Raw genomic sequence first — 25,373 nt, forward strand, 5'->3', positions numbered from 1 at the left:
CGCCTGCGTCGACACGAGGCCGTCCGCGGGGTTGATTCGGATGGCTTCTTCGCCCCGCCGACAGGGCGGGCTTTCTAAAGCGGCATCGCCTCGCGCCCTGGGTGACGGCAAAGGCCGGCATTCCATTGCTGTTTAGGCAACACCCAGCCGGCAAATTGCCGCAACGCCGGGACGAAAGCATTGGCTTTTGAAATGGATTTGCCTATGAGGGGGTTTAAATCGTCATTTCATGAGGTACAGCGCGTGACCGCTACATTCGATAAAGTTGCCGACATTATTGCAGAAACCAGCGAGATCGACCGCGCGACGATCACGCCGGAGAGCCATACGATCGACGACCTCGGTATCGACAGCCTCGATTTCCTCGACATCGTCTTTGCGATCGACAAGGAATTCGGCATCAAGATCCCGCTCGAAAAGTGGACGCAGGAAGTCAACGAAGGCAAGGTTTCCACCGAAGAATACTTCGTGCTGAAGAACCTCTGCGCCAAGATCGATGAGCTCAAAGCAGCCAAGGCCTGAGCGATATAACAGTCTTTTTTGAACGCCCTGCCGCCCTGAATATGGCGGCCGGGCGGTTTCGTTCCTAACTAGTGCGTGCCTCCCAAAAGTGCGCAGCGGTTTTGGGACAACGGCATGCATAAAAACAAAGACCTAAAGTGCGAACCAGACGCGTTTTAGGCGTCACCGGCGGGCGGATCTGGCCTGTCGGGCCGGAGGATCCGAATGCTGCTGGAATATTTCCAGATGATTGACCGCGTCGAAGCGGTGGACCTGAAGAAGGGCACACTTAAGGCGCGATCCGTCGTGCCGGCGAAGAGCCCCGTCTTCGAGGGTCATTTTCCCGGCATGCCGCTCGTTCCCGGCGTGCTCCTGATCGAGACCATGGCCCAGGCCTCCGGCATGCTGGTGCTTGCTGTCACCAATTTTGCCGCCATGCCCTTCCTGATGACCGTCGACGGCGCCAAGATGCGCACCTTCGTCGAACCGGAAGCCGTGCTCGACATCGAGGCGGTGCTCGAGCATGACGGTTCGGGTTTCGCGGTCACCAAGGCTAAGATCACTAGCGGCGGCAAGAAGGTCTGCGATGCGCAGCTGAAACTGCGCACCATGCCGTTTTCCGAGGTGCCGCTCGGCGATATCGTGAAGAAACGTGCCGGCGAGATCGGGCTTCTCGAAGCGATCGCGGCGCAGGGAGTGATTGGATGAGCAAGGCTGCAAACGACGTCGTTATCTCGGGCATCGGCATCGTCACCTGTCAGGGCGTCGGCAAGGATGCGCATATTGCGCTGCTTTCGGCCGCGAGCACGCCGAAGACGATTGTCGAGACCGAGAAGTTCAAGCCCTATCCGGTGCACCCACTGCCCGAGATCGATTGGTCGCAGCAGATTGCCAAGCGCGGCGATCAGCGCCAGATGGAGAACTGGCAGCGCATCGGTGTCTTTGCCGCCGGCCTTGCGCTCGACGATGCCGGTTTCAAGGATGATATCGAAGCCTGCGGCACTATGGACATGATCGTGGCGGCCGGCGGCGGCGAGCGCGACATCAATGTCGACACACTGATCGTCGACGAGGCGCTGAAGCGCAATGACCGCGAGTTGTTGCTCAACGAGAAGCTGACGACGGAACTCAGGCCCACACTGTTCCTCGCCCAGCTTTCCAACCTGCTCGCCGGCAATATCTCGATCGTGCATAAGGTCACCGGCTCGTCGCGCACCTTCATGGGCGAGGAAGCGGCCGGCATATCCGCCGTCGAGACGGCCTTCTACCGCATCAAATCAGGCGAATCCTCGCATGCACTTGTTGGAGGCGCCTTCGCGGCCGAGCGGCCCGATATGATCCTGCTCACCGAAGCGATCGGCGCCCATGCGCGCGGCGACTGGGTGCCGCTCTGGTCGCGCAAGCCGAGCGACGGCGGCGGCATGATCACCGGTTCGGCGGGCGCCTTCCTGGTACTGGAATCGCGCAAGCATGCTAGAGCCCGCGGCGCCCATATCTATGCCGTCATCGACGCGGTCGAGGGCGACCGCGGCAACCGCAATTCCGGCAATCTCGAAGTCCGGCTGGAGCGGCTTTTGGCTCCGGCTGCCGGGCTTGCCACTGAGAGCACGGCGATCTTTTCCGGATCGACCGGCATGCACGATCTTGCCGCCCGCGAGCGGGCGGTGCTCGAGCATCAATTGCCCGACGTTGCGATCCGCGGCTTCGGCGGCGTCACCGGCCATACGATCGAGACGCAGTTCACGCTGGGTCTGGCGCTTGCAGCCCTTGCCGTCGACCGCAAGGCCAAGGTTCCGCCGTTCGATGCCGCTCATGAGGTGCCGATGCGGGCAGGGGCCACCGCCGCCGTCGTGACCACGGTCGGACACCAGCGCGGCGAGGGCATTGCCGTTCTTTCCGCAGATGCGTGAGGAGTGAGAGATATGACAGCTTCCGCTTATAGAGATCACCTCGGCCGTCCGATCGTGGCTGTTACCGGCATGGGCATCATCACATCGCTCGGCCAGGGCCTCAGCGACAACTGGGCAGCGCTTTCGTCAGGCACATCGGGCATCCACGAGATCAACCGCTTCCCGACTGAGGGCCTGTCGACGCGGATCGCCGGCACCGTCGACTTCATCGGCATTCCGGCGCCGAACGCCGTCGAGCGCTCCTATGCCTTCGCCCGCGAAACGACGATCGAGGCGCTGGCCGATGCCGGTCTTTCCGGCGATTTCAACGGCCCGCTATTCCTCGCCGCCCCGCCGATCGAGCCGGAATGGAGCGCGCGTTTCGAGCTTGCCGACCGTTCGCCGGCTTCCGACCATCCGGGTGATGCTTATGAGCGCTTCCTGACGGCGCTGCGCCAGCGTCCGGATCCGGCCTTCCATGAGGCGGCCCTGTTTGGCGCGATTTCCGAGCGTCTTGCCGACCGGTTCGGCACCCGCGGCCTTCCCGTCACGCTATCGACCGCCTGCGCCTCGGGCGTTACGGCGATCCAGCTCGGCATCGAGGCGATCCGCCAGGGCCGCACGGATCGCGCGCTGACGATCGCGACCGACGGATCGCTGAGTGCCGAAGCGCTGATCCGCTTCTCGTTGCTGTCGGCCCTTTCGACGCAGAACGATCCGCCGACCAAGGCTTCCAAGCCGTTCAGCAAGGATCGCGACGGCTTCGTCATCGCCGAAGGTGCGGCGACGCTGGTGCTGGAATCGCTGGAATCGGCGGTCGCTCGCGGCGCCAAGGTGCTTGGCATCATGAAGGGCGCCGGCGACAAGGCCGACAGCTTCCATCGCACTCGGTCGTCGCCCGATGGCGGCCCGGCAATCGCGACGATCCGCGCGGCCCTTGCCGATGCCGGCATCGACGAGAGCGGCATCGGCTACATCAATGCGCACGGCACCTCGACGCCGGAGAACGACAAGATGGAGTATGGCGCGATGTCGGCCGTGTTCGGCGATCGGCTCGTCGGCATTCCGGTTTCGTCGAACAAGTCGATGATCGGCCATACGCTGACGGCGGCGGGCGCCGTCGAGGCGGTGTTCTCGCTGCAAACGATGCTGACCGGAACGCTGCCGCCGACCATCAACTATAACAACCCCGATCCGTCGATCGTTCTCGATGTCGTGCCGAACAAGAAGCGGGAAGCTCAGGTTTCAGCCGTGCTTTCCAACTCCTTCGGCTTCGGCGGGCAGAATGCCAGCCTTGTCATGGCGCTCGAACCGGCTTAAGCGGTTCGCGACAATTTCAAAACAAGAAGACCGTCTTGAAGGCGAGGGATTTTGCCATGCGCGCTTTGCAACTGATCGATGACCGCAAGCTTGAGATCACCGACCTGCCGGAACCGGACGCTCCTGGTGCCGGCGAGGTGACGTTGCGCGTCAAGGCGGTGGCGCTCAACCATATCGATGTCTGGGGCTGGCGCGGCATGGCATTCGCCAAGCGCAAGATGCCGCTGGTCATCGGTGCGGAAGCTTCTGGCGTCGTCGAGGCGATCGGGCCGGGCGTCGCCAACGTGCTGCCGGGCCAGCTCGTTTCCATCTACGGCGCGCGCACCTGCGGCCTCTGCCGCCCCTGCCGCGAGGGCCGCGACAATCTCTGCGAACATGTCTCGGGCGTGCACGGCTTCCATCTCGACGGCTTCGCGCAGGAGAAGGTCAACCTGCCGGCGCGCCTGCTGGTGCCGGCCCCTCCCGGCGTCGACGCGATCGGCGCGGCGCTTGCTCCGGTCACCTTCGGCACGGTCGAGCACATGCTGTTCGACAATGCCAAGCTCGAGCCGGGCGAGACGATCCTCGTCCATGCCGGCGGCTCCGGCATCGGCACGGCGGCGATCCAGCTCGCCAAGAAGATCGGCTGCACCGTCATCACCACGGTCGGTTCGGACGACAAAATCGAAAAGGCCAAGGCGCTCGGCGCCGATCACGTCATCAACTACCGCACCGACCGTTTCGAAGGCGTGGTGCGCAAGCTCACCAAGAAGAAGGGCGTCGACGTCGTCTTCGAACATGTCGGCAAGGATACCTGGGCGGGCTCGATGCTCTGCATGAAGCGTGGCGGGCGCCTCGTCACCTGCGGCTCGACCTCGGGTGTTTCCACAGAGATGAACCTCATGATGCTGTTCCAGCAGCAGCTGAAACTCTTCGGCTCCTTCGGCTGCCGCATGGAGAACATGGCGGATGCGATGCAGAAGATGGGCCGCGGGCTCGTCCATCCCGTCATCGATACCGAGGTCAGCTTCAGCGATATCGACCGGGCGCTGGAGCGGATGGAATCGCGCCAGATCTTTGGCAAGATCATCCTGAAGATGGATTGACCGCGTGAAGCTCTTCGTCACCCGGATCGTTCTGGCGCTCAGGAATTTCCAGCAATGGCTGGTGGCTCAGGTGATGTTCGGCTTCCTGAATTTCCTGAAGCTGTTTCCGGCCGATGGTGCGATCCGCTTTGCCGACAGGACGATGCGCCGCCTCGGCCGGCTGACTAGCCGCCACAGATTGATGCTGACCAATCTGCGCAACGCCTTCCCTGAGAAGAGCGAGGCCGAGATCGAGGAGATCGCGCTCGCCAGCTGGGGCAATATGGGGCGGCTTGCGGCTGAATACGTCTTCCTCGATCAGCTGTTCGACTATGATCCCGAAAAGTCGGAGCCGGGCAGGGTGGAGGTGTCGGGCGTCCCGATCTTCCTCGACCTGCGTGACAATCCGCGCCCTTTCATCGTCTTTACCGGCCATACCGCCAATTTCGAGCTCCTGCCGGTGGCGGGTGCCGCCTTCGGGCTCAACGTCACCGTGCTTTTTCGGCCGCCGAATAATCCCTATGTCGCCAAGAAGGTGTTCGACTTCCGGAGCGCCCGCATGGGCAAGCTGGTGCCCTCGCATGCCGGCTCCTCCTTCGCGCTCGCCCGTCAGCTGGAAGCCGGCCAGGGGGTGGGCGTGCTGGTCGACCAGAAATTCCGCAAGGGGCTGAAGGGCACCTTCTTTGGTCGCGACGTCAAGACCAATCCGCTGCTGCCGAAGCTGGTGCGCCAGTTCGACTGCGAAGTCTATCCGGCGCGCTGCATCCGACTGCCCGGAAATCGCTACCGGCTGGAAATCGAGCCGCGGCTGGACATGCCCCGCGACGCCAATGGCAATCTCGACCTGCCGGCCGCCGCCCAGCTGCTCAACGACAAGGTGGAAAGCTGGGTGCGGGAATACCCGGAACAGTGGCTCTGGTATCACGATCGCTGGCAGATCAAGCAGACGCTCGCGCCTTAGAACAGGATGATTTTAGGCCGGCATGATGCCGAAAACCGCTCCCACTTTTCGGCATCATACTCTGAAAAAGGTCCACCCCCATTTATCAGCGGTGAAAAGCGGCAGCTGCTCTCGGATTGAAACTGAGGGCACTTCATGTTACCCGTCACCACCAAGACGCGAATAATGTCTACCGGAAGGCGCATTTTTGGGAAATGCAGCCATGTGAGGTTTCGGACTCGTCTCTTGGGCAATGGGAATGGGAGGCGTCTTGCTGGAGCTTTTTCGAGCTTTTTCTTTGCGTTGCGTGCAAATCGAGGAAGCCATACGCCTGGGCGACGACCAGCGCGTCACGGCGCTCGACCGCCATGTCGAGCCGCTGGTCGAGGCAATTCTCGCCTGCCGGGCAGCCAATCTGCTCGAAGTCTACATGCAATTGCAGTTTGTGAGCCACCTGATCAGCCAGGATGCCGACGACAGCGCCAGCGTCACGGAGCACACGTCGGTGCTTTCCTACCTGCTCGACCGCTATTTCGGGGCGCATGGGCCGGACTGGCGCGTGCCTTCGCCGCAGGATGTGCGCATCGAGCCGCCGCCAGCCTATGTGCCGGATACCGACAATGGTCAGTTCCTCAATGCGGTGATCCTCGAAAGCCTGCCGGACCGCGTGGCGGTGCTGACAAGGGACTATCGCTACCTCTATTCCAATCCAGCCAACAGCGCCCATCTCAACAGAAAGCCGATGGAGCTCATCGGGCGCCACCTTTCCGAATTCATCGGCGAGGAGCGGTTTGCCGAATGCGCCAAGCATAAGCTCGACGCCTGTTTTGCCGGCGACCGGACCGACTATACCTATGACCGCTCGGCCGACAGCGGCGAATCGCGGCAGGTGCGCTGTCGCATGTCGCCGCTGCGCGATGCGGGCGGTACGGTGATCGGCGCCCTGCTCGTCATGGAAGATCTCGATCGGCTGTCGTAGGCTGCCTGACCAATCCGGCTGCCTTGGGTAGTCTGGCTAGAGCGGTTCAGCTTTTCATGGAAACGCAGAACCGCTCTAAGTTTTTGTTTTTACGCAATTCCGTACGGAAAACCGCTTCACACTTTTCCTGGAATTGCTCTAAGCAGCCGCCCAGACGGCGAGCTCGTAACCGTCGCGGTCGAGGAAGTGGAAGCGACGGCCGCCGGGAAAATCGGTGATCGGCCGGCAGATCGTGCCGCCGGCTCTTTCGACTGAGGTCAGCACTTCTTCCAGATCATTGGCATAGACGACGACCAGCGGGCCGCCGCCCGGCCGCACCGGTCCGAAATCGGTAAAGCCGCCCTTCAGCCGGCCATCGTCGAATTCGCAATAATTGGGGCCGTAATCGGTGAAGCGCCAGCCGAAGGCCGAGCCGTAAAAGGCTTTGGCGGCAGCGATGTCGGCGACGTTGAATTCGACATAGTCGATGCGGCGGTCGTGGTTTTCTGTTTTCTCGGCCATCTATCTCTCCATCAGGGCTTTCAGCATGGCGAGATCCTTCTCGACATGGGCGGCATCGGCGGAAAACTGCGCGTCGGTCATGCCGGGCAGACGCAGCAGCGTGAACATGACCTCGCAGCCATCGCTGTTCGGCACGATGCGCAGGGCATTATAGACCCTGAGGCCGGATTCGATCGTCACCGTATGGTCGATCACGCCGAATTCATTGGCCGGCACGAAGCTCACCCTGATTTTTCCGAGAGCGCCATCGGCGATCCAGTCGGCACCGTCCGGATCGAGCCCGGTCGCAAGGCCGGAGGCCCAGAGCGGCATGTTCTCCGGCTTTCCGGCGAATTCATAGACGTCGCGCCAATCGCGCTCGATCGACCGGTGGATGATTTTCGCGGGCATTGTCGTCATGGCTTGCAGGTCCCTGTCATTTGGTTTCGTCAGAATAACAAACCCGCCGGCAGCGTCTTGAACAAAACGGTCAGTCGGCTCTTTTCCGCATGCCGAGCTGGTCGAAAATGACAGCGGGCGTCAGCGTCGAAAGCTCGCCGACCTCCCGCGTCATGTGGGGCTGGTCGGCAAAGCCAGTTTCCAGCGCAAGCCGGGCAAGCGGCATCGTGCCCGACTTCCGGCAGAGGTCGAGGAAACGCTGGAACCGGCGGATCCGTTCCAGCGTCTTTGCGCCATAGCCGAAATGATGGTGGCAGCGGCGGCGCAGCTGCCTTTCGCTCATGCCGAGCCGGTCGAGCAGGCCGGATGCCGGGCGACCGCTGTCGGCGGCGGCGAAGATCATGGCGGCGTCGCGGGCAGGCTCCTCCGCATCGCGCGCGGTCCCTTCGAGCAGGCGGCCAAACAGCGCCATCGCGGCCGAGGGGTCGGGACAATCCGCAAGCCGCGCTTCGAATTCGGCAGTGTCCTTCCAGCCGATGTCGGCGAGGGGTACCGAGCAGCCGACCAGTGCCGAGAGCGGCGTCTTCAGCCAGGGTGCAGCAGCGCCAGGCGCAAAACGTGCGCCGATGACCGTCGCGCCCGGCCGAATGACGGGAAAGGCCGCCGTCCTGTCTGGGCCGGCGGCGACCAGCCGGCTGTCGATCCAGAGGAGATCGCAATAGCCATCCGGCACGATCGCCACCATTGCCGGCGGTCCGTTGTGGAGCGCATGAGACCAGAGGCGGCTGAAATGGCGTCGCAGCGTCGGCGGCGGTGCATGTTCGCGGTAGCGGCCGGCGCGGGTCGCCAGGAGAGCCGTGTCTTTCCGCTTTTCCGATGCCAATGCGATATCTCCCGAGGCACTGATGATAACATGAGATAGGGCATTACGGGCAGGACGCGCGAAAAACTTGCGGCTTCGGATTAAGCGGCAGCCGGTGGGTTGTCGGACAAACGGGGATATTGCAAGCCTCATTTCGTTGGCTTTTGCGAACCGATTAGACCCTTGCGAGACTTGCCGTTTGACCGAGACAGTGCCACAACACCGGTCCAAATGACACATCGGAGGTTTGTCGTGGAAAAGGCAGAAATCGGACTGATCGGCCTTGCGGTCATGGGCTCCAACCTGGCGCTCAACATCGCGGAGAAAGGCAATAAAATCGCGGTCTTCAACCGCACGCCGGAGAAAACCGACGAATTCTACGAAAGCGCCGGCGATCTGAAGAAGCAGATCATTCCCTGCAAGACAATCGAGGAATTTGTCGATGCGATCCGGCCGCCGCGCCCGATCATCATTATGATCAAGGCGGGCGAGGCCGTCGACCAGCAGATGGAGCTGCTGCGCCCGCATCTCTCCAAGGGCGACATCATGATCGATGCCGGCAACGCCAATTTCCGCGACACCGTCGCCCGCTTCGATCGGCTGAAGAATACCGATCTGACCTTCATCGGCATGGGCGTTTCCGGCGGCGAAGAAGGTGCGCGCCATGGCCCGTCGATCATGGTCGGCGGCACCGAAGAGTCCTGGAAGCGTGTCGAGAAAGTGCTGACCTCGATTGCCGCCCGTTACAATGACGAGCCCTGCGTCGCCTGGCTCGGCAATGACGGTGCCGGCCATTTCGTCAAGACCATCCACAACGGCATCGAATATGCCGACATGCAGATGATTGCCGAAATCTACGGCATCCTGCGCGACGGTCTCGGCAAGAGCGCCTCTGAAATCTCCGGCATCTTCGGCGAATGGAACAAGGGCCGGCTGAACTCCTACCTGATCGAAATCTCCGAGAAGGTGCTTGCCGCCACCGATCCGGTTTCCGGCGGCCCGATGGTCGACATGATCCTCGACAAGGCCGGCCAGAAGGGTACCGGCAAGTGGTCGGCGATCGAGGCGCAGAACATGGGCATTCCGGCAACTGCGATCGAAGCCGCGGTCGCCGCCCGCAGCCTCTCCTCGATGAAATCGCAGCGCGAAGCCGCCGAGAAGATCTTCGGAACGCAGGTCGTGTCCTTCCCGATCGCTTATGGGCCGGAGCTCAACAAGGATCTGGAACTGGCGCTGTTTGCCGCCAAGATCGGCGCCTATGCGCAGGGCTTCGCGGTGATGGCGGAAGCATCGCGCGAGTTCAACTGGTCGCTGCCGATGCCGACGATTGCCAGGATCTGGCGCGCCGGCTGCATCATCCGCTCACAGTTCCTCGACGAGATCACCTCGGCCTTCACCAAGGCGCCTGACGCGGCAAACCTCATCGTCACGCCGGCCTTCTCCGACATGGTCAAGGAATCGATCCCGGCGCTCCGCCGTGTCGTCGGTGCCGCGATTGCCGCCGGCCTGCCGGTTCCGGCGCTGACCTCGGCGCTGACCTATTTCGACGCCTATCGCCAGGGCAGGGGAACGGCAAACCTCATCCAGGCACAGCGCGACTTCTTCGGCGCCCACGGCTTCGACCGCCTGGACGGCAAGGATTTCCACCACGGCCCCTGGGGCAGCGGTGCCTCGACCTTCTGAGGTTTTCCGATTTTCAAGGAGAGGCCCGGCCACTGCGCCGGGCCTTTTGCTGAGATGCCGCGGCCGAGAACCCGGAGATCTAAGTGACGAGCATTCGGATAGCCGCCGCGCAGACGCCGGAATTTCGGGAGAATGTTGGGGCGGCACTGGATTATGCCGTTAAGGTCGCAGCGCTTGCCGAGGCTGATGGGGTGGCTTTGCAGGTCTTTCCAGAAGGTTTTCTCCAGGGCTACCTGACCGATGAACGATCGGCGCGGCGTGTTGCCCTCGATCTCGCATCGGCCGAGTTCGCTGCGGTCCTGGATCGGTTGCCGAAGTCGGGACCGGTGCTGGTCATGGGGCTGATCGAGATCGATGACGGGCGATTATTCAACACCGCCGTCGTCGTCGAGCGCGGCGTTCTTCTCGGCCGTTACAGGAAAGCCCACCTGCTGCGCGGCGAACGGGCTTTCGAGGCGGGACAGGAGAGCCCGCTCTTTGCGATCGATGCCCTGCGCTTCGGGATCAACATCTGCTACGACACTAATTTTCCCGAGGCGGCGGCAAAGGTCGCTGCATCTGGTGCATCCCTGATCCTATGCCTCTCGAACAACATGATGCCGAGGGAGAAGGCGGAAACATTCAAGGAATTACACAATGCGGTTCGCGGTGAAAGATGCCGCGAAACAGGGCTGTGGCTGATATCATCCGACGTGACAGGCGAGCGCGACGGGCGCATCGCCTGGGGGCCGACCGCCGTGTTGAACCCGGAAGGGCAGGTTGTGGCACAGCTGCCGCTGGAGGAACCCGGCTTGCTGGTCTTTGATTTTCCCCGTGGTGGATACGATGGGAGCGGTTCGATGCAGGTGGCGGGCCTTGGTCGCGTTGGGAAAAGTGTAGGATTTAATCGTGCTTCATGTCATAAGAATGGGGAAACGAGAGTGACTGCCCATGCGCACGACCCAATCCTTAAGCATCACCTTGCCAATCGAAATGGCTGAAATGGTCAAGGCCAAAGTTGCCTCGGGCGAGTATGCCACCGAAAGCGAAGTCATCCGCGATGGGCTGCGCACTCTTGCCGCGCGTGATGCAGCGGTCGAGCGTTGGCTGCGCGAAGAGGTCGCCCCTGTTTACGACGAGATCAAGGCGCATCCCGAGCGGGCAGTATCCCTTGATGATGCTTTTGAAGGTTTCAACAAGCGCATCAAATCCATCGCCGCCAAAACCAAAGGATGAGATATACCGTCCGGCTCAGTGTCGCCGCTCAACGTGATGTTGACGCGCTGTTGGATTACCTTGTGCCGCGTGCGGGAGAGGCCATTGCCCAAGCCTACATCGACCGGCTTCGGGCATTTCTGGAAGCCTTTCAAAACTTTCCAAAGCGAGGAACGGTTCGCGATGAGATTCGCGATGGTCTGAGGATCGTCGGTTTCGAACGGAGCCTGAGCATCGCTTTTACCGTCGAAGAAGAAACCGTCTATATCCTTAGGATCATGTCTGGCGGGCAGGAGCTGGAGCTTTACGAGGAGTGATGTCTACGGGTGAGAGGGACTCAAGCCCAAACCCAGTCCTCTCACCAGCTCTTCACCCAGCAGTAACCGGCATGTCGAGGTTTTAGATCCCGGTTCATCGCGACATTTCGGCGTTTGCGAAAGCTGGATGGGGACCGTATCCACATTCCACATCCAGCTCCCGTCGGTCTGCCTAAATCGGTTGGCCAACGTCAATACGGTTGCCGTCGGGGTCTTCAAACACGAAGGCCCGCAATCCGTAGTCCTTGTCCTGAAGGCTCTTGAGGATTCTCAGCCCATATTGCCGGCAAACCGTGTGCAGGGCATCGACATTGTCGACCATCAGGTGGACAACATTGAAGTCCGCAGCCTTGTGGTTCGGCTGTAAGGTGAGATGCAGCTCGCCCTGATCGCGCTTCAGGATCATGAAGCCGACAGGATTGCCGTTCTCGAATATATTCTTGAAGCCGAGGACATTGGCGTAAAAATCATAGGCCTTGGTCATGTCCTTGACTGGCAGCATGGCGGCAATTCGTCCGAAACGAACACCGTGATTGGCGATATCATTCATCGCAGAACCTCTGATTGCGAAGACGCACACACCCTTCGGACGGTGCCAGCAGATGTTACGCTCCGATGTTTCGATCAGCAGGACGGTGCCCACGAGCTTAGGTCTATAACCTCGGAATCCTCTGCGGAAGAGGGGGTAGCGGAATCTCGCGAGATTTCTCGTGGCATCTACGACACTTCGTTTCAATCGGATAAAACACTGTTTGTACGGGCAGCCTTGACGATAACGCGCTTAGGGAATTGACAGTGATGCTCATCCGATACGAAACGCCTGATGATATCGATGCGATCCATGATCTCACCGCGACCGCCTTCAAGCCGATGCCTTACAGTGACGGTACGGAAGCGGAGATTGTCCGCAGACTTCGCGCGGCGGGCGATCTCAAGATATCGCTGGTGGCCGAGCAGGGCGGAGAGATCCTGGGGCATGTCGCGTTTTCGCCGGTGACGATCGACGGTGCGCATGATGGCTGGTTCGGGCTGGGGCCGATATCGGTCAAGCCGGAGAGGCAGCGGCAGGGTATCGGCAAGGCGATGATTGCAAGGGGTCTCGAATTGTTGGACGAGATCGGCGCCAGCGGATGCGCCCTGATCGGCAATCCCGAGATCTACAGTCGTGTCGGTTTCAGCAGCGACGGACAACTGAAGTATCTCGACCTCGATACGCGGCTCGTGCAGCGGATTGTTTTTCGCGGATCCCCGCCAAGCGGGACGTTGCAATTCGCCCCGGCATTTGAAAGCTAGAATATTCCGTTCAACGGCCGAAACTCCAAACCCGACTTGACAGAGAAGGCGACGACATGTCCGAAACGGGCGCGATGACCATTCGAACCGAGCGTCTTAAGCTCCGCATGCCGGAGATCGACGATTTCGCCGCCTATGCGCAGATCATGGCGTCGCCGCGATCGGTCGGAATGGGCGGTCCGTTCGATCTGCGCGCGGCATGGGGGATGTTCTGTCACGACGTGGCTCTCTGGCAGCTTTTCGGGCATGGAGCACTGACGATCGAGCTTGGCGAAACCGGCGAATGCGTCGGTCAGGTGGGGATCAATCACGGGCCGCTCTTTCCTGAGAAGGAATTGGGCTGGTTCGTCTATGAGGAATATGAGGGCGAGGGCTATGCCACCGAAGCGGCCTTGGCGCTGCGCGAGTGGGCCTTCGCGACACTCAAGCTACCATCACTCGTCAGCTATATCGCTCCCGGCAACGCCGCATCCGTTGCCGTTGCGGAGCGGCTGGGCGCGCGTCTCGATCCCACTGCCCCCCGAACGGATCCTGCCGATCTCGTTTACCGCCATTTCGCTTCCTGAAACGCGGAACATGGTCTTGGGCGCACTGCGATTGGTTGCAGACGTCCCAGTTCTTACATGCTGATCAGCTACTGCCTAATTCAAAGTGCTGCAGCGTCCTTTGCGCGTCTGAAAGACGCTCGGCGCTGTAGGATATCGGGCTCTGCAAGAGATGGGGATATCAGATGACAGGCGAGAAGCGGGAGCACTGGGACGAGGTCTACCGCACGAAATCTGCCGACAGCGTCAGCTGGTATCAGCCGACGCCCCGGCCTTCCTTGCGGGCGCTTGACGAGCTGCAACTGCCGGCAACGGCCTCGCTGATCGATGTGGGCGGCGGCGCATCGAGCCTTGTCGACCGGCTTGTCGAGCGCGGGTGGTCCGACCTCACCGTCCTCGACATAGCCGCGCCGGCGCTCGAGGTCGCCAAGGCGCGGTTGCGGGATGAAGCCGGCCGGATCGCCTGGGTGGTTGCCGACGTCACTTCATGGCAGCCCGAGCGCCATTACGATGTGTGGCACGACCGCGCCGTCTTTCACTTTCTCACCGAGCCCGAGCAGCGGCTGGCCTATCGACGCGCGCTCGAAACCGGCACGGCGCCGGGCAGCGTCGTGATCATAGCGACCTTTGCGCCGGACGGGCCGGAACGGTGCAGCGGCTTGCCGGTCCAGCGTTACGACGCGGTGGCGCTTGCGACCGAATTCTCATCCACCTTCGCGCTTCAGCGTGACTGGCGGGAGGAACACACGACACCCGGCGGTGGCCGGCAGTCGTTCCAGTGGTGCGTCTTTCGCAGGCGCTGACGATCTCGTCTACTGCTGCCTCGTTTCCCGAGAGAGACAGTCGAGGATGAAATCCGCCCGGTCGGCGACCGCGATTTTCGGCAGCATGACGACGTCGTAGCCGAGCGTCGGATAGATGGCGGCAAGTCGATCATATTCGGCGACGGCGTCGTCGAAGCCATGGCGCCGCTCGGGGTCGGTCGTGTAGATTTCGGGCCATGGCGGGGTGAGAAAAATCCTCGGGTGATAGTGGTGGGCGGCGCCCAATTTTTCCAGGACCGGTTCTCCGGTCAGGTGCTGCAGCGCTGCCGCCGAATCGATCAGCCCACGATCGAAAAACGTCCAACCCGCCTCCTCACGCGCCGCCGCGTGATCGGCGATCGCCATCTCGATCGCGCGACGAGCGAAGGCCACCATGTCGACCCAGGGCAGGGCCGCACCGTCGCCCTCGAGTTCCTGTTTGACGATCCGTCGGCCGGGCTCTTCGACGATGGCATGACCGCGGGCGGCAAGTTCAGTAAGCAGCGTCGATTTTCCGCCACCGGAACATCCCGAAATCAAGACCAGCCTGTTCATCATCAAGCTCTCGTCTCAGGCGGCCCGTCGGGCGCGCGCCAGGCCGTGGTCCACCAGGCGGTCGATGATTTCGGCGTAGGTGACGCCGCTTGCCGCCATCGCCTTGGAATACATGCTGATATCGGTGAAGCCGGGGATGGTATTGATTTCATTGACGAGGAACCGCATGTCATCCGTCAGGAAGAAGTCGACGCGGGCCATGCCGTCGCAGCCGACGGCTCTGAAGGCTTTTGCGGCCACGTCGCGCATGGCAGCCTCGACCTCCTGCGGCAGTTCTGCCGGCACTTTCAACGCCGCACCTTTCTCGTCGATATATTTGGCATCGTAGCTATAGAAGCCGTGGCTCTCCGCCGGCACGATCTCGCCCGGCCGGGAGACGAAGAGTTCTCCTGCCGCATCCTCCAGAACGCTGAATTCGATCTCACGGCCGCGCACGAATTCCTCGGCGAGCAGTGTGCGATCGTGGCGGAAGGCCTCAGTGAGGGCGGGCGCAAATTCCTGACTGGCATGGACCTTGGCGACACCGACCGACGATCCCTGGCGCGCCGGCTTGATGAAGAGCGGCAGGCCGATCTCACCTTCCAATGCTGCCAGTGAAGGGGCGGCACCCTCATGGATCGTCACCGCGCGCGCCACCGGCAGGCCCGCCGCCCTCAGCAGGCGTTTGGCGATGTCCTTGTCGAGCGCTGCGGCGGAGCCGAGGATGCCGCAACCGGCGAGTGGCACGCGGGCCACCTCCGCCGCGCCCTGTACTGATCCGTCTTCGCCATGCGGGCCGTGCAGCACGGGAAACAGGATGTCGATCCGCGCCAGCTCATAGGGCGCGCCATGATTTGGGATCGCCAGCACGCGGCCGCGCCCACCCGGCACGAGGCAGATTTCCGTGCCCGATGAAGGTGTCGCCAGCACGCCATCCTCAAAACTGCTTAGCAGCCATTGTCCGTCGCGGGTGATGAAGACAGCGACGGCGTCGTATTTCTCGGGCTTGAGCGCGCCCATGACATTGGTTGCCGAGAGCACGGAAACCTCATGCTCGGCCGAGCGGCCGCCGAAGAGCACGGCAATGCGCAGCCTGTGGGGTGAAGGGGTCATGAAAGTCTCCAAAACGATCTGGTGTTGAAAAGGGTCAGGCGTCGACCGATATGCCGCGATTGGCGAAGAAGCGGTCGAAGACGGCAAGCGGCAGCGTCACATCGGCCTGGCTCGCTTCGTCGTGGCCGGACGGGTTGTGAAAACGAATCGTCTCCTGCGAGGCTGCCGTCACCAGCACCAGGTGTCCGCCCTTCGACGGCGGCTCGCGCTCCGGCCAGCGGATGCCCGAATGCACCGAGGCGATGAAAAACCGCCGCCTCGACAGAAGGTCGGGAATGGCCGATGTCTCGACGCCGGTCATCGTCTCCGCGCGAAGCGCGAAACGGTCGGCGGCGAAGCGGACGAAGGGCGCGTAGATCAGCCCTTTGATCGATGCATCGATCTCGTTGACGACATAACCGCCATAGACGGTGCAGTCGCGGGCAAGCTCAAGGGTTGGATGGATCTCGCCGCGGGCGGCAAGGATCATCTTCAGGCAGGCCATGCCGCAGACATTCACCGCCCAGCGCGCATATTCCTCGATCGTTGCGGCTCCCGAATGGCGCCAGAGCGGATCGTTGAGCAAGGCCTGCGATCCCTCGGCAAGCACCGGCAGCGTCATGCCGGGTGTTTCCCATTGGCTGAAATAAGGCACGCCGCTCTGCTGCATCCTGTCGATATCCCCGCGACTCGTCTCATGAGATGGCGGGCAATCTTGGCTTTTTTTGAACCGATGCCCGCGTGAGAATCCAAGGGTAGGATGGCTTTTTATTCAGGTCCACTTAATTAAAGTCAGCATATAGGTTAGAAATTATGGCCGATTGATCATCCGGAGAAACAGGTTTGGATTTCTTCCGATTGCGCACACTTCGCGAGCTTTCGCGCCGCGAGACGATGGCGGCGGTCGCTGACGCGCTGGGTATCTCCTCATCGGCTGTTTCCCAGCAGATCGCCCAACTGGAGGACGAGGTTGGAATCCCGCTCGTCGAGCGGCGCGGGCGAGGGGTGATGCTGACACCGGCCGGCCAGCGGCTCGTCCTGCATGCCGACCGGATATTCGCCGTCGTCGAGGAAGCCAAAACCGATATTGCCGAGCTGCAGAACATCGTCGCCGGGGACCTCCGGATCGCCGCCCAACCCTCCGCGGCGTCCTCCTTCATTCCGGCCGCGATGCGCCAGCTCGCCATCGACCATCCGCATCTCGACATCGTCATGACGACGATGGGACCTGCCGAAGGCCTGGCAGCGCTCCGGGCCTGGCAGGCCGATATCGTCATTGCCGACGACATATCGTTCGATCCGCACACGCGGGAGGGCACGGTCGACACGCTGTTTCTGTGCCGCGACCAGCTTTTCGTGCTTCTGCCCGCAGGCCACAGGCTGGAGGACGACCCCGTCATCGAACTCGCACAGCTGAGAGATGAACATTGGGCGCTCGACGTCGCCTCCAGCGCCTATTCCATGGCCATCCGCCAGGCTTGCCGCGATATTGGTTTCGAGCCCGTCATCAACGGTTTTAGCGACAGTTTCGAAGTCGTGTTCGCGCTTGTCGAAGCCGGATGTTCGATTTCGGTGATGCCCGGACTGGCGCTTCGAGATTTTGGCGAAGGCCTGACCGTCAAGCCGCTGGCGCCATCCACCTACCGGAGCATCTATGCGATTAGCCGGCGCGGCGAGGCGCGTAACCCGAAGATCGCCGCGGTGCTCGATCAACTGGTAAAGAGCGCGCCGCGGGATTTGAACAGATCCTGATTTTCGCGCCAATGCACTCTTGGCAGGAGCGATCATATCGGGCACTCTTGGTTCATGACTATGGCAACTCAAGCAGCAGACGTTCGCGCACGCGACGCACGACTTACCACCACGGCCTCCTGATCGGAGCCGGGTTAACACTGTCGTTTGCTTTCTCCTTATTTGCCTTGAGCCACCGTCCATGAACACCAGATCGTTTCAAAAGCCACATCGCGCTTTTTTCGTCCGGAGCGTCGTGCGGACGTTCTGCGTCGCAACTCCGCACGCGTTTCGACTTAGCCGCGGCTGCCGGACGTCACCGGAGCACCGGCAGCCGTAGCTGCTCCTGAACCAAAGAACGCCTCCACTTTTCAGGACACGCCGCCGCAAAGCCGGCCGGTGCCAGGAGTAATGCATGCCTTATGATCCCACAAAGATCGAACCGAAATGGCAGGCCTATTGGGCCGACCACCATATCTTCCGAGCGGAAATCGATCCGGCCAGACCGAAATTCTACGCACTCGACATGTTCCCATATCCTTCCGGTGCGGGCCTGCATGTCGGCCATCCTCTCGGCTATACGGCCACTGATATAACGTGCCGCTACAAACGCATGTGCGGCTTCAATGTCTTGCATCCGATGGGATGGGACAGTTTCGGCCTGCCGGCGGAGCGCCACGCGATGCGGACTGGTGTGCATCCCGATATCACGACGAAGCGCAATATCGAGACGTTTCGCGGGCAGGTGCAGAGGCTGGGTTTCTCCTATGACTGGAGCCGCGAGTTTGCCACGACCGACCCCGCCTATGTGCGCTGGACGCAGTGGATCTTCCTGAAGCTGTTCGAGAAGGGCCTCGCCTATCAGGCGGAGATCGCGGTCAACTGGTGCCCGGCCCAGAACGCAGTGCTTGCCGACGAGGAGGTCAAGGACGGGCGTTATGTCGAGACCGGCGATCTCGTTATTCGCCGCAGGATGCGCCAGTGGATGCTGCGCATCACGGCCTATGCCGATCGGCTGCTGCAGGGGCTGGACGGCCTCGACTGGCCCGAAAACCTGAAAACCATGCAGCGCAATTGGATCGGACGCTCCGAGGGCGCCGAAATCAGGTTTCCGCTCGAGCACGGCAAAGAGGTCATCACCGTCTTCACGACGCGCCCCGAGACCCTGTTCGGAGCAAGCTATATCGTGCTCGCGCCGGAGCATCCTGCAGTTGCCGCCATCGTCCAGCTGGAAATGCGCGAGGCAGTGGCCGCCTATATTGCCGAGGCCGAAGGATTGGAAGAGACGGTGCGGGCCGATGCCGGGCGCGAGAAGTCGGGCGTCTTCACCGGCGCCTATGCGATCAACCCTGCCAACGGAGCCCGGCTGCCGGTTTGGGTGGCCGATTACGTGCTGGCTGGCTACGGCACCGGCGCCCTGATGGCGGTGCCGGCTCATGACGCGCGCGACCACGCTTTTGCCCATGCGCACGAGCTGCCGATCATTCGCGTGATCGACAGCGAGGACGATATCGAAAAGGCGGCTTATGAGGGCGAGGGGGTGATGGTCAACTCCGGCTTCCTGGATGGCCTGGGCTCGCCGGAGGCGAGATACGCCATCATCGCCTGGCTGCAGGCGAACGGCGCAGGCGGGCCGAAGGTCATGTACCGCCTGCGCGACTGGCTGTTTTCCCGCCAGCGCTACTGGGGTGAGCCGATCCCGGTGCTGCATCTGACGGATGGCTCGGTGATGCCGCTGCCTGAGGAATGCCTGCCGCTGCTGCCGCCTGAACTGGAAGACTACGCTCCGGCGCCAGATGGCGAACCGCCGCTTGCCCGTGCGCAGTCCTGGGTCGAAACAATCGTGCCGGGCACCGACATTCCGGCACGGCGGGAGACCAACACGATGCCGCAATGGGCGGGTTCGTGCTGGTATTATCTCAGATTCCTCGATCCGGAGAACACCAGCGAACCCGTCGGGCGCGAGGCCGAGCGCTATTGGATGCCGGTCGATCTCTATGTCGGCGGCGCCGAGCACGCGGTCCTGCATCTGCTCTATGCCCGCTTCTGGCATAAGGTGCTCTACGACATCGGCGTCGTTTCGACGGAAGAGCCGTTCCAGCGGTTGTTCAACCAAGGCATGATCCTTGCTCATTCCTACCGCGATGCGGCGGGCCGGTATTACGCGCCGTCTTCCGTCGTCGAAGAGGAGGGCAGATGGTTGGCTGGATCGGTCGAAGTGCAGCGCGCCGTCGAGAAGATGTCGAAGTCGCAGCTGAACGTTGTTAATCCCGACGATGTCGTCCATCAATTCGGGGCCGACGCCTTGCGCCTGTACGAGATGTTCATGGGACCTCTGGACGCGGCAAAACCCTGGCAGACCGCTGGCGTGATCGGCGTGCGTCGGTTTCTGGAGCGTGCCTGGCGTATTGTCTGCGACGAGAGCGACGGATTGTCTCCAGTGGTGCTGGAGGCGGCCTCCAGCCCGCAGCTTCTGCGCTTGCGCCACCAGACGGTGAAGACCGTGACGGCGGATATCGAAGCAATTCGGTTCAATACCGCGGTTTCCCGGCTGATGGAACTGGCCAACGCACTGACGGCGGAAGCAGCGCGTCCGCGCGAAGTGGTGGAGACATTCGTGCTGTTGCTGGCACCCTTTGCGCCTCACATCGCGGAGGAGTTATGGAGCAAGCTTGGTCACGGGGAAACACTGACATGGGTTTCCTGGCCGACCTTCGACCCTGCGATGATCGAGATGGAGACCCGCGAATATGTGGTGCAGATCAACGGCAAGGTTCGCCACCGCTTCGAAGCCGCCGCCGACCTCGGCGAGGCGCTGCTGGCAGCGGCGCGATCCGAACCCTCCGTCATTGCCTTGCTCGACGGCAAAACGGTGGTCAAGGAAGTTCTGGTCCCGGGGCGACTGGTGAATTTCGTCGTCGAAGACCGGTGATGATCCAAAGCGGATCGTCGGATTTGAGCCCGACGGTCCGTTCCTTCAACCGACCGCCTACCTGCCACTCTCCGGCCAGGTCGGCTGACTAATGCTCTGCAGCAGTTCCGGTTCGACGCCGTCGATGCGGGCGATGACGGCTTTGGCCATTTCGCGGCCGGCGTGGCGGACGTCCTCCTGGGCGGTGATGATCTCGGGGCGGATCCAGTTCAGGATCGGTACCGATTGTTTGGAGACCATGTCGAGATCGCGGCCGAGCGCCTTGCCGGCGGCCTCGATCCCGGCATTGACGGCGATTGCAGCACTGCCGGCTGAACAGACGATGCCGTCAGGTGCGTTGGCCGAGCGCATCATCACCTCGACGACGTCGCGGATGTCGGCGAGCGGGGCGTCGGTGTTGATGCGCAGCGGCACTTCCTCGGCGCCGTAATCATGCAGGCCGGTCTGGAAGCCGATGCGGATATGGGCGTAGTAAGTGAGCTTGCTCGGCGGCTGCAGCAGGGCGATGCGGCGCCGGCCGCGCTTGACCAGCTTTTCCACCGCCTTATGGGCGAAGGCCTCGTTGTCGAAATCGTGGAAGGGATGCGTGAGACCCGCATCGGTGCGCCCATGCGTGGCAAAGGGCATGCCGCGCTCGCTCAGCAGCCTTACGCGCGGATCGTCTGGCTCGATGCGTGAGATGATGACGCCGTCGGCCGAGCCGGTATCAAGGATATAGCGCACCGGCAGCATCGGGTCCTTGCTGTGCGAATGCGGCGTGATGACGATATGATAGGGCGTGCCGGACAGCACCTCGGAGATGCCGAAGACCATCTGGCTCGAGAAGCCCATGATCTCCTCGTCGATGCTGAGGACGAGGGCGATGACGTTGGTCTTGCCGGTACGGAGGCGCACACCCGCCCTGTTCGGCTGGTAGCCGAGCTGGCGGGCGACCATGCGCACGCGCTCCTTGGTTTCGGCCCCGATATCCGGCGCATCCTTCAGCGCGCGCGACACCGTCGTCACGCCAAGGCCCGTCATGAAGGCGATCGTCTTCAACGTCGGGCGCTCGCGCGCTGCCGGCGTCGATGCCGCGTTCCCGAAATTTCCCTTGTTTTCCATCCCTTTAGGCCGTCCTGCGCGAATTGGTGTCGCTTATAGAGGCTTTTTCCAGCGTCGTAAGCCCGCCGCATGCCAAAATCGCACCTCCCTGAAGAATGCAATCTGTAACGATACAGTAGAAATGTCGAGTGCTTTTTGTTGTGTGCATTGCAACATTGTACGTATAGGTTGAATCGGCAATCCGTGCTCTGTTTTATTGCGATTGCGAAGAGATGGAATTGGAAGGCTAAATTTCTTGTGTGAAATTATTACGCAAATTCAAATTGATAAAGTGGAAACGCATGTGCGAGAACGCGCGGCCGGGTATCGTTTCAAGGGGATGCAATGCTCCTGATGTAAACAGGCAGAAGTAGCAATTCCGGTTATCACGGAAAAATTTGCCTGCGGGCAGTTGCGTGAGGAAATCGATTGATCTAAGTTTTTCCGGCAACGTTTCAGTGAGGGAGGAAAACTCATGAAAATCCGTCTAATGGCCGCCCTGCTTGCCACTTCGGTCGCGCTTCCGCTGGGAGCCGCCAATGCCACCGATCTTGAAGTCACCCACTGGTGGACTTCTGGCGGAGAGGCTGCAGCGGTCGCCGAGCTCGCCAAGGCATTCGACGCCACCGGTAACCACTGGGTCGACGGCGCGATCGCCGGCTCCGGCGGCACTGCTCGCCCGATCATGATCAGCCGCATCACCGGCGGCGACCCGATGGGCGCGACGCAATTCAACCATGGGCGCCAGGCCGAGGAACTCGTCCAGGCTGGCCTGATGCGCGATCTGACCGACGTGGCGACCGCCGAGAAGTGGAAGGATATCATTCGTCCGTCGAGCCTGCTCGATTCCTGCACCATCGACGGCAAGATCTACTGCGCTCCCGTCAATATCCACTCCTGGCAGTGGTTGTGGCTTTCGAACGCCGCCTTCAAGAAGGCCGGCGTCGAAGTTCCGAAGAATTGGGACGAGTTCGTCGCTGCGGCTCCGGCTCTCGAAAAGGCCGGCATCATTCCGCTTGCCGTCGGCGGTCAGCCGTGGCAGGCGACAGGCGCCTTCGACGTGCTGATGGTTGCCGTTGCCGGCAAGGATACCTTCAACAAGGTCTTCAAGGACAAGGATGCGGAAGTTGCTGCCGGTCCTGAAATCGCCAAGGTGTTCAAGGCCGCCGACGACGCTCGGCGTATGGCCAAAGGCAGCAACGTCCAGGATTGGAACCAGGCCACCAACCTTGTCATCACGGGCAAGGCCGGCGGCCAGATCATGGGCGACTGGGCGCAGGGTGAATTTGCGCTGGCCGGTCAGAAGGCCGGCACCGACTACACCTGCCTGCCGGGCCTCGGCGTGAACGAGATCATCTCGACGGGTGGCGACGCCTTCTACTTCCCGCTGCTGAAGGACGAAGAAAAGTCCAAGGCGCAAGGCGTGCTTGCCAAGACTCTGCTCGATCCCAAGACCCAGGTTGCCTTCAACTTGAAGAAGGGTTCGCTGCCGGTTCGCGGTGACGTCGATCTTGCTGCCGCCAACGATTGCATGAAGAAGGGTCTCGAAATCCTTCAGAAGGGCAATGTGATTCAAGGCACCGACCAGCTGCTTTCGGCCGACAGCCAGAAGCAGAAGGAAGACCTTTTCTCCGAATTTTTCGCCAATCCGTCGATGACGCCCGAAGACGCTCAGAAGCGTTTCGCCGGGATCATCGCTTCTGCTGACTGATCTGCAGACTTGCTGCCTTGCGGTCCGGCTCCCATGGGGGCCGGATCGGTACGACGGTCGGTGATGGTCCGGCGGGTGGCGGCGTCCCTCCGGTATCTTCGACGGGTTCGGAGGTGGGGACGACAGGCGGCGCCTTGCCGTTTTGTTACTTGTCGCAATTGCGATTGAGGAGAAGTGTTTATGACGGGTCAAGCGCGAGCAGGCCGGCCAAACAAGTTACTGCGCAATCTGAATGCCAAGATTGCGTCCATTCCGATGATCCTGACAGCGCTGGTGATCTTTGTCGGCGGCACGCTCTGGACGGTTTTTTATTCCTTCACCAATTCCAAACTTCTTCCGCGGTTGAGCTTTGTCGGCTTCGATCAGTACGAGCGCCTATGGGCGGCACCCCGCTGGGTGACGGCGATCGAGAATCTGGCCGTCTACGGCATCCTCTCGCTGATCTTCAGCCTGGTCATCGGTTTCATGCTCGCTGCGCTGATGGACCAGAAAATCCGCTTCGAAAACACCTTCCGCACCATCTTTCTCTATCCCTTTGCACTGTCCTTCATCGTGACGGGCCTCGTCTGGCAATGGGTTCTGAACCCTGACTTCGGCATTCAGGCGGTGGTGCGCTCGATCGGGTGGACGAGCTTCACCTTCAATCCGCTCTATACGCCTGAGATCGTCATCTACGGCATTCTGATCGCGGCGCTGTGGCAGGGAACGGGTCTCGTCATGTGCCTGATGCTTGCCGGCCTGCGTGGGATCGACGAGGACATCTGGAAAGCGGCGCGTGTGGACGGCATTCCGATGTGGAGGACCTATCTCTTCATCGTCATCCCGATGATGCGGCCGGTCTTCATCACGACGATCGTCATCATCGCCTCCGGCATCGTCAAGGTCTACGACCTCGTGGTCGCGCAGACATCGGGCGGACCGGGCATTTCCTCGGAAGTGCCGGCGAAATATGTCTACGATTACATGTTCCAGGCGCAAAACCTGGGGCAGGGCTTTGCTGCCTCGACCATGATGCTCGTCACAGTCGCGATCATTATCGTTCCGTGGGCCTATCTGGAATTCGGCGGAGGGCGCAAGCGTGGCTGATGTAGGAACTCTCAACACCACGGCAGCCGGCATCGACGCCGTCGCGCCGAAACTCGGCGAAGGCCCCAGCGGCCCGCGGCCGCGCCCGGCGGTGTCGGCGCGCAACATCATGCTCTATGGCACACTGACGATCGCCGCGCTCTACTATCTGCTGCCGCTCTATGTGATGGTCGTGACGTCGCTGAAGGGCATGCCGGAAATCCGTCTCGGCAACATCTTTTCGCCGCCGATGGAGATCACCTTCGAACCCTGGGTGAAAGCCTGGGCGCAGGCCTGCACCGGGCTTAACTGCGATGGCCTGTCGCGCGGCTTCTGGAATTCGGTTCGCATCACGGTGCCGTCGGTCATCATCTCGATCGCGATTGCCTCTGTGAACGGCTACGCGCTGGCAAACTGGCGCTTCAGAGGATCCGAGCTTTTCTTCTCGATCCTCATCGTCGGCGCATTCATTCCCTATCAGGTGATGATCTATCCGATCGTCATCATCCTGCGCGAAATCGGCATCTACGGCACGCTGACCGGCCTCGTCGTCGTGCATTCGATCTTCGGCATGCCGATCCTGACGCTGCTCTTCCGCAACTATTTCGTGTCGCTGCCGGAGGAACTGTTCAAGGCGGCGCGTGTCGACGGGGCGGGCTTCTGGCAGATCTTCCTGCGGATCATGCTGCCGATGTCGCTGCCGATCTTCGTCGTCGCGATGATCCTGCAGGTGACCGGCATCTGGAACGACTTCCTGTTCGGCGTGGTCTTCACCCGGCCGGATACCTATCCGATGACCGTGCAGCTCAACAACATCGTCAATTCCGTCCAGGGCGTGAAGGAATACAACGTCAACATGGCGGCAACGATCCTCACCGGTCTCGTGCCGCTCATCGTCTACTTCGTGTCGGGACGGCTGTTCGTCCGCGGCATCGCCGCCGGCGCAGTGAAGGGTTGAT

26 protein-coding genes and 1 pseudogene are annotated in these 25,373 nt (G+C 61.5%); 19 read left to right on the forward strand and 8 right to left on the reverse strand.

Going from position 1 to position 25,373, the window contains the following annotated elements:
• The first annotated feature begins 243 nt into the window (after positions 1-243).
• The 7 genes from B5P46_RS20635 to B5P46_RS20665 all read left to right on the forward strand — a co-directional run bounded on the left by B5P46_RS20635 (position 244) and on the right by B5P46_RS20665 (position 6,693).
• A complete protein-coding gene (locus B5P46_RS20635; protein WP_003540486.1) occupies positions 244-522 on the forward strand; it encodes an acyl carrier protein in 279 nt (92 codons plus the stop codon).
• Positions 523-726: 204 nt separating this feature from the next.
• Positions 727-1,209, forward strand: a complete 483-nt coding sequence (locus B5P46_RS20640) for a 3-hydroxyacyl-ACP dehydratase FabZ family protein (protein ID WP_003540474.1) — start codon at positions 727-729, stop codon at positions 1,207-1,209.
• On the forward strand, positions 1,206-2,411 hold the full coding sequence (locus tag B5P46_RS20645; protein ID WP_129420338.1) for a beta-ketoacyl-ACP synthase: 1,206 nt from the start codon (positions 1,206-1,208) through the stop codon (positions 2,409-2,411). Before B5P46_RS20640 ends, B5P46_RS20645 begins: the two co-directional genes overlap by 4 nt.
• Positions 2,412-2,423: 12 nt before the next feature.
• Positions 2,424-3,710 carry a beta-ketoacyl-ACP synthase gene (locus tag B5P46_RS20650; protein WP_129420339.1) on the forward strand — a complete coding sequence of 429 codons (1,287 nt, stop codon included), beginning with the start codon at positions 2,424-2,426 and terminating at the stop codon, positions 3,708-3,710.
• A 56-nt stretch (positions 3,711-3,766) separates the two neighbouring features.
• Entirely contained in the window at positions 3,767-4,795 is a 1,029-nt protein-coding gene (locus B5P46_RS20655; protein ID WP_129420340.1) for a zinc-binding dehydrogenase, read from the forward strand.
• Between the two features lie 4 nt (positions 4,796-4,799).
• A complete protein-coding gene (locus B5P46_RS20660; protein WP_129420341.1) occupies positions 4,800-5,735 on the forward strand; it encodes a lipid A biosynthesis lauroyl acyltransferase in 936 nt (311 codons plus the stop codon).
• Positions 5,736-5,985: 250 nt separating this feature from the next.
• Positions 5,986-6,693, forward strand: coding sequence for a PAS domain-containing protein (locus B5P46_RS20665; RefSeq protein ID WP_129420342.1), 708 nt, complete (start codon positions 5,986-5,988; stop codon positions 6,691-6,693).
• Positions 6,694-6,831: 138 nt separating this feature from the next.
• Here the strand turns inward: B5P46_RS20665 and B5P46_RS20670 are convergent, their stop codons facing one another.
• The 3 genes from B5P46_RS20670 to B5P46_RS20680 form a co-directional block, all read right to left on the reverse strand.
• Entirely contained in the window at positions 6,832-7,194 is a 363-nt protein-coding gene (locus B5P46_RS20670) for a VOC family protein (RefSeq protein WP_129420343.1), read from the reverse strand.
• Positions 7,195-7,593: an SRPBCC family protein gene (locus B5P46_RS20675; RefSeq protein WP_129420344.1), complete on the reverse strand. Its 399-nt coding sequence runs from the start codon at positions 7,591-7,593 to the stop codon at positions 7,195-7,197. It lies immediately after the preceding gene.
• Between the two features lie 70 nt (positions 7,594-7,663).
• The gene (locus B5P46_RS20680; RefSeq protein ID WP_129420345.1) at positions 7,664-8,455 is read right to left on the reverse strand and encodes a helix-turn-helix domain-containing protein; all 792 of its coding nucleotides are present in this window, start codon (positions 8,453-8,455) and stop codon (positions 7,664-7,666) included.
• 210 nt (positions 8,456-8,665) lie between these two features.
• Here B5P46_RS20680 and gndA point away from each other — a divergent pair, with 210 nt between their 5' ends.
• From gndA to B5P46_RS20700, 4 genes and pseudogenes are all read left to right on the forward strand, one after another.
• Positions 8,666-10,117: an NADP-dependent phosphogluconate dehydrogenase gene (gene gndA, locus B5P46_RS20685; protein WP_206735379.1), complete on the forward strand. Its 1,452-nt coding sequence runs from the start codon at positions 8,666-8,668 to the stop codon at positions 10,115-10,117.
• Between the two features lie 83 nt (positions 10,118-10,200).
• Positions 10,201-10,932 (forward strand): annotated as a pseudogene (locus B5P46_RS20690) (carbon-nitrogen hydrolase family protein); the annotation flags it as partial.
• Between the two features lie 115 nt (positions 10,933-11,047).
• Positions 11,048-11,332, forward strand: a complete 285-nt coding sequence (locus B5P46_RS20695) for a ribbon-helix-helix domain-containing protein (RefSeq protein ID WP_129420347.1) — start codon at positions 11,048-11,050, stop codon at positions 11,330-11,332.
• Complete coding sequence (locus tag B5P46_RS20700; RefSeq protein ID WP_129420348.1) at positions 11,329-11,628, forward strand: type II toxin-antitoxin system RelE/ParE family toxin; 300 nt, start codon at positions 11,329-11,331, stop codon at positions 11,626-11,628. Before B5P46_RS20695 ends, B5P46_RS20700 begins: the two co-directional genes overlap by 4 nt.
• Before the next feature lie 172 nt (positions 11,629-11,800).
• On the opposite strand, the gene B5P46_RS20705 is transcribed toward B5P46_RS20700, so the two are convergent.
• Positions 11,801-12,178: a glyoxalase superfamily protein gene (locus B5P46_RS20705; protein ID WP_129420349.1), complete on the reverse strand. Its 378-nt coding sequence runs from the start codon at positions 12,176-12,178 to the stop codon at positions 11,801-11,803.
• 248 nt (positions 12,179-12,426) lie between these two features.
• Between B5P46_RS20705 and B5P46_RS20710 the strand changes: the two genes are divergently transcribed.
• From B5P46_RS20710 to B5P46_RS20720, 3 genes are all read left to right on the forward strand, one after another.
• The gene (locus B5P46_RS20710) at positions 12,427-12,921 is read left to right on the forward strand and encodes a GNAT family N-acetyltransferase (RefSeq protein ID WP_129420544.1); all 495 of its coding nucleotides are present in this window, start codon (positions 12,427-12,429) and stop codon (positions 12,919-12,921) included.
• A gap of 56 nt (positions 12,922-12,977) precedes the next feature.
• Complete coding sequence (locus B5P46_RS20715) at positions 12,978-13,487, forward strand: GNAT family N-acetyltransferase (RefSeq protein WP_129420350.1); 510 nt, start codon at positions 12,978-12,980, stop codon at positions 13,485-13,487.
• A 164-nt stretch (positions 13,488-13,651) separates the two neighbouring features.
• Complete coding sequence (locus B5P46_RS20720; protein WP_129420351.1) at positions 13,652-14,269, forward strand: class I SAM-dependent methyltransferase; 618 nt, start codon at positions 13,652-13,654, stop codon at positions 14,267-14,269.
• Positions 14,270-14,278: 9 nt separating this feature from the next.
• Here the strand turns inward: B5P46_RS20720 and B5P46_RS20725 are convergent, their stop codons facing one another.
• From B5P46_RS20725 to B5P46_RS20735, 3 genes are read right to left on the reverse strand one after another with little or no spacing between them, the layout of a single operon-like run.
• Positions 14,279-14,824 (reverse strand): AAA family ATPase, encoded by a 546-nt coding sequence (locus B5P46_RS20725; protein ID WP_129420545.1) that lies wholly within the window; start codon positions 14,822-14,824, stop codon positions 14,279-14,281.
• 15 nt (positions 14,825-14,839) lie between these two features.
• Positions 14,840-15,916 (reverse strand): D-alanine--D-alanine ligase family protein, encoded by a 1,077-nt coding sequence (locus B5P46_RS20730; RefSeq protein WP_129420352.1) that lies wholly within the window; start codon positions 15,914-15,916, stop codon positions 14,840-14,842.
• 34 nt (positions 15,917-15,950) lie between these two features.
• Entirely contained in the window at positions 15,951-16,565 is a 615-nt protein-coding gene (locus B5P46_RS20735; protein ID WP_129420353.1) for a C39 family peptidase, read from the reverse strand.
• Between the two features lie 173 nt (positions 16,566-16,738).
• Between B5P46_RS20735 and B5P46_RS20740 the strand changes: the two genes are divergently transcribed.
• Together B5P46_RS20740 and leuS are read left to right on the forward strand one after the other, a co-directional pair.
• The gene (locus B5P46_RS20740) at positions 16,739-17,647 is read left to right on the forward strand and encodes a LysR family transcriptional regulator (protein ID WP_129420354.1); all 909 of its coding nucleotides are present in this window, start codon (positions 16,739-16,741) and stop codon (positions 17,645-17,647) included.
• A gap of 394 nt (positions 17,648-18,041) precedes the next feature.
• On the forward strand, positions 18,042-20,558 hold the full coding sequence (gene leuS / locus B5P46_RS20745; protein ID WP_129420355.1) for a leucine--tRNA ligase: 2,517 nt from the start codon (positions 18,042-18,044) through the stop codon (positions 20,556-20,558).
• A 57-nt stretch (positions 20,559-20,615) separates the two neighbouring features.
• On the opposite strand, the gene B5P46_RS20750 is transcribed toward leuS, so the two are convergent.
• Positions 20,616-21,659, reverse strand: coding sequence for a LacI family transcriptional regulator (locus tag B5P46_RS20750; protein ID WP_012757809.1), 1,044 nt, complete (start codon positions 21,657-21,659; stop codon positions 20,616-20,618).
• Positions 21,660-22,113: 454 nt separating this feature from the next.
• Between B5P46_RS20750 and B5P46_RS20755 the strand changes: the two genes are divergently transcribed.
• From B5P46_RS20755 to B5P46_RS20765, 3 genes are all read left to right on the forward strand, one after another.
• Complete coding sequence (locus tag B5P46_RS20755; protein ID WP_020050309.1) at positions 22,114-23,349, forward strand: ABC transporter substrate-binding protein; 1,236 nt, start codon at positions 22,114-22,116, stop codon at positions 23,347-23,349.
• A gap of 180 nt (positions 23,350-23,529) precedes the next feature.
• Positions 23,530-24,435: a carbohydrate ABC transporter permease gene (locus B5P46_RS20760; protein WP_003540432.1), complete on the forward strand. Its 906-nt coding sequence runs from the start codon at positions 23,530-23,532 to the stop codon at positions 24,433-24,435.
• Positions 24,428-25,372, forward strand: coding sequence for a carbohydrate ABC transporter permease (locus tag B5P46_RS20765; protein WP_003540430.1), 945 nt, complete (start codon positions 24,428-24,430; stop codon positions 25,370-25,372). The genes B5P46_RS20760 and B5P46_RS20765 overlap by 8 nt, the downstream gene beginning before the upstream one ends.
• The last annotated feature ends 1 nt before the right edge of the window (position 25,373 follow it).

It is taken from the genome of Rhizobium leguminosarum, from assembly GCF_004123835.1.
In the GTDB taxonomy this organism is placed as follows: Bacteria; Pseudomonadota; Alphaproteobacteria; order Rhizobiales; family Rhizobiaceae; genus Rhizobium; species Rhizobium leguminosarum_M.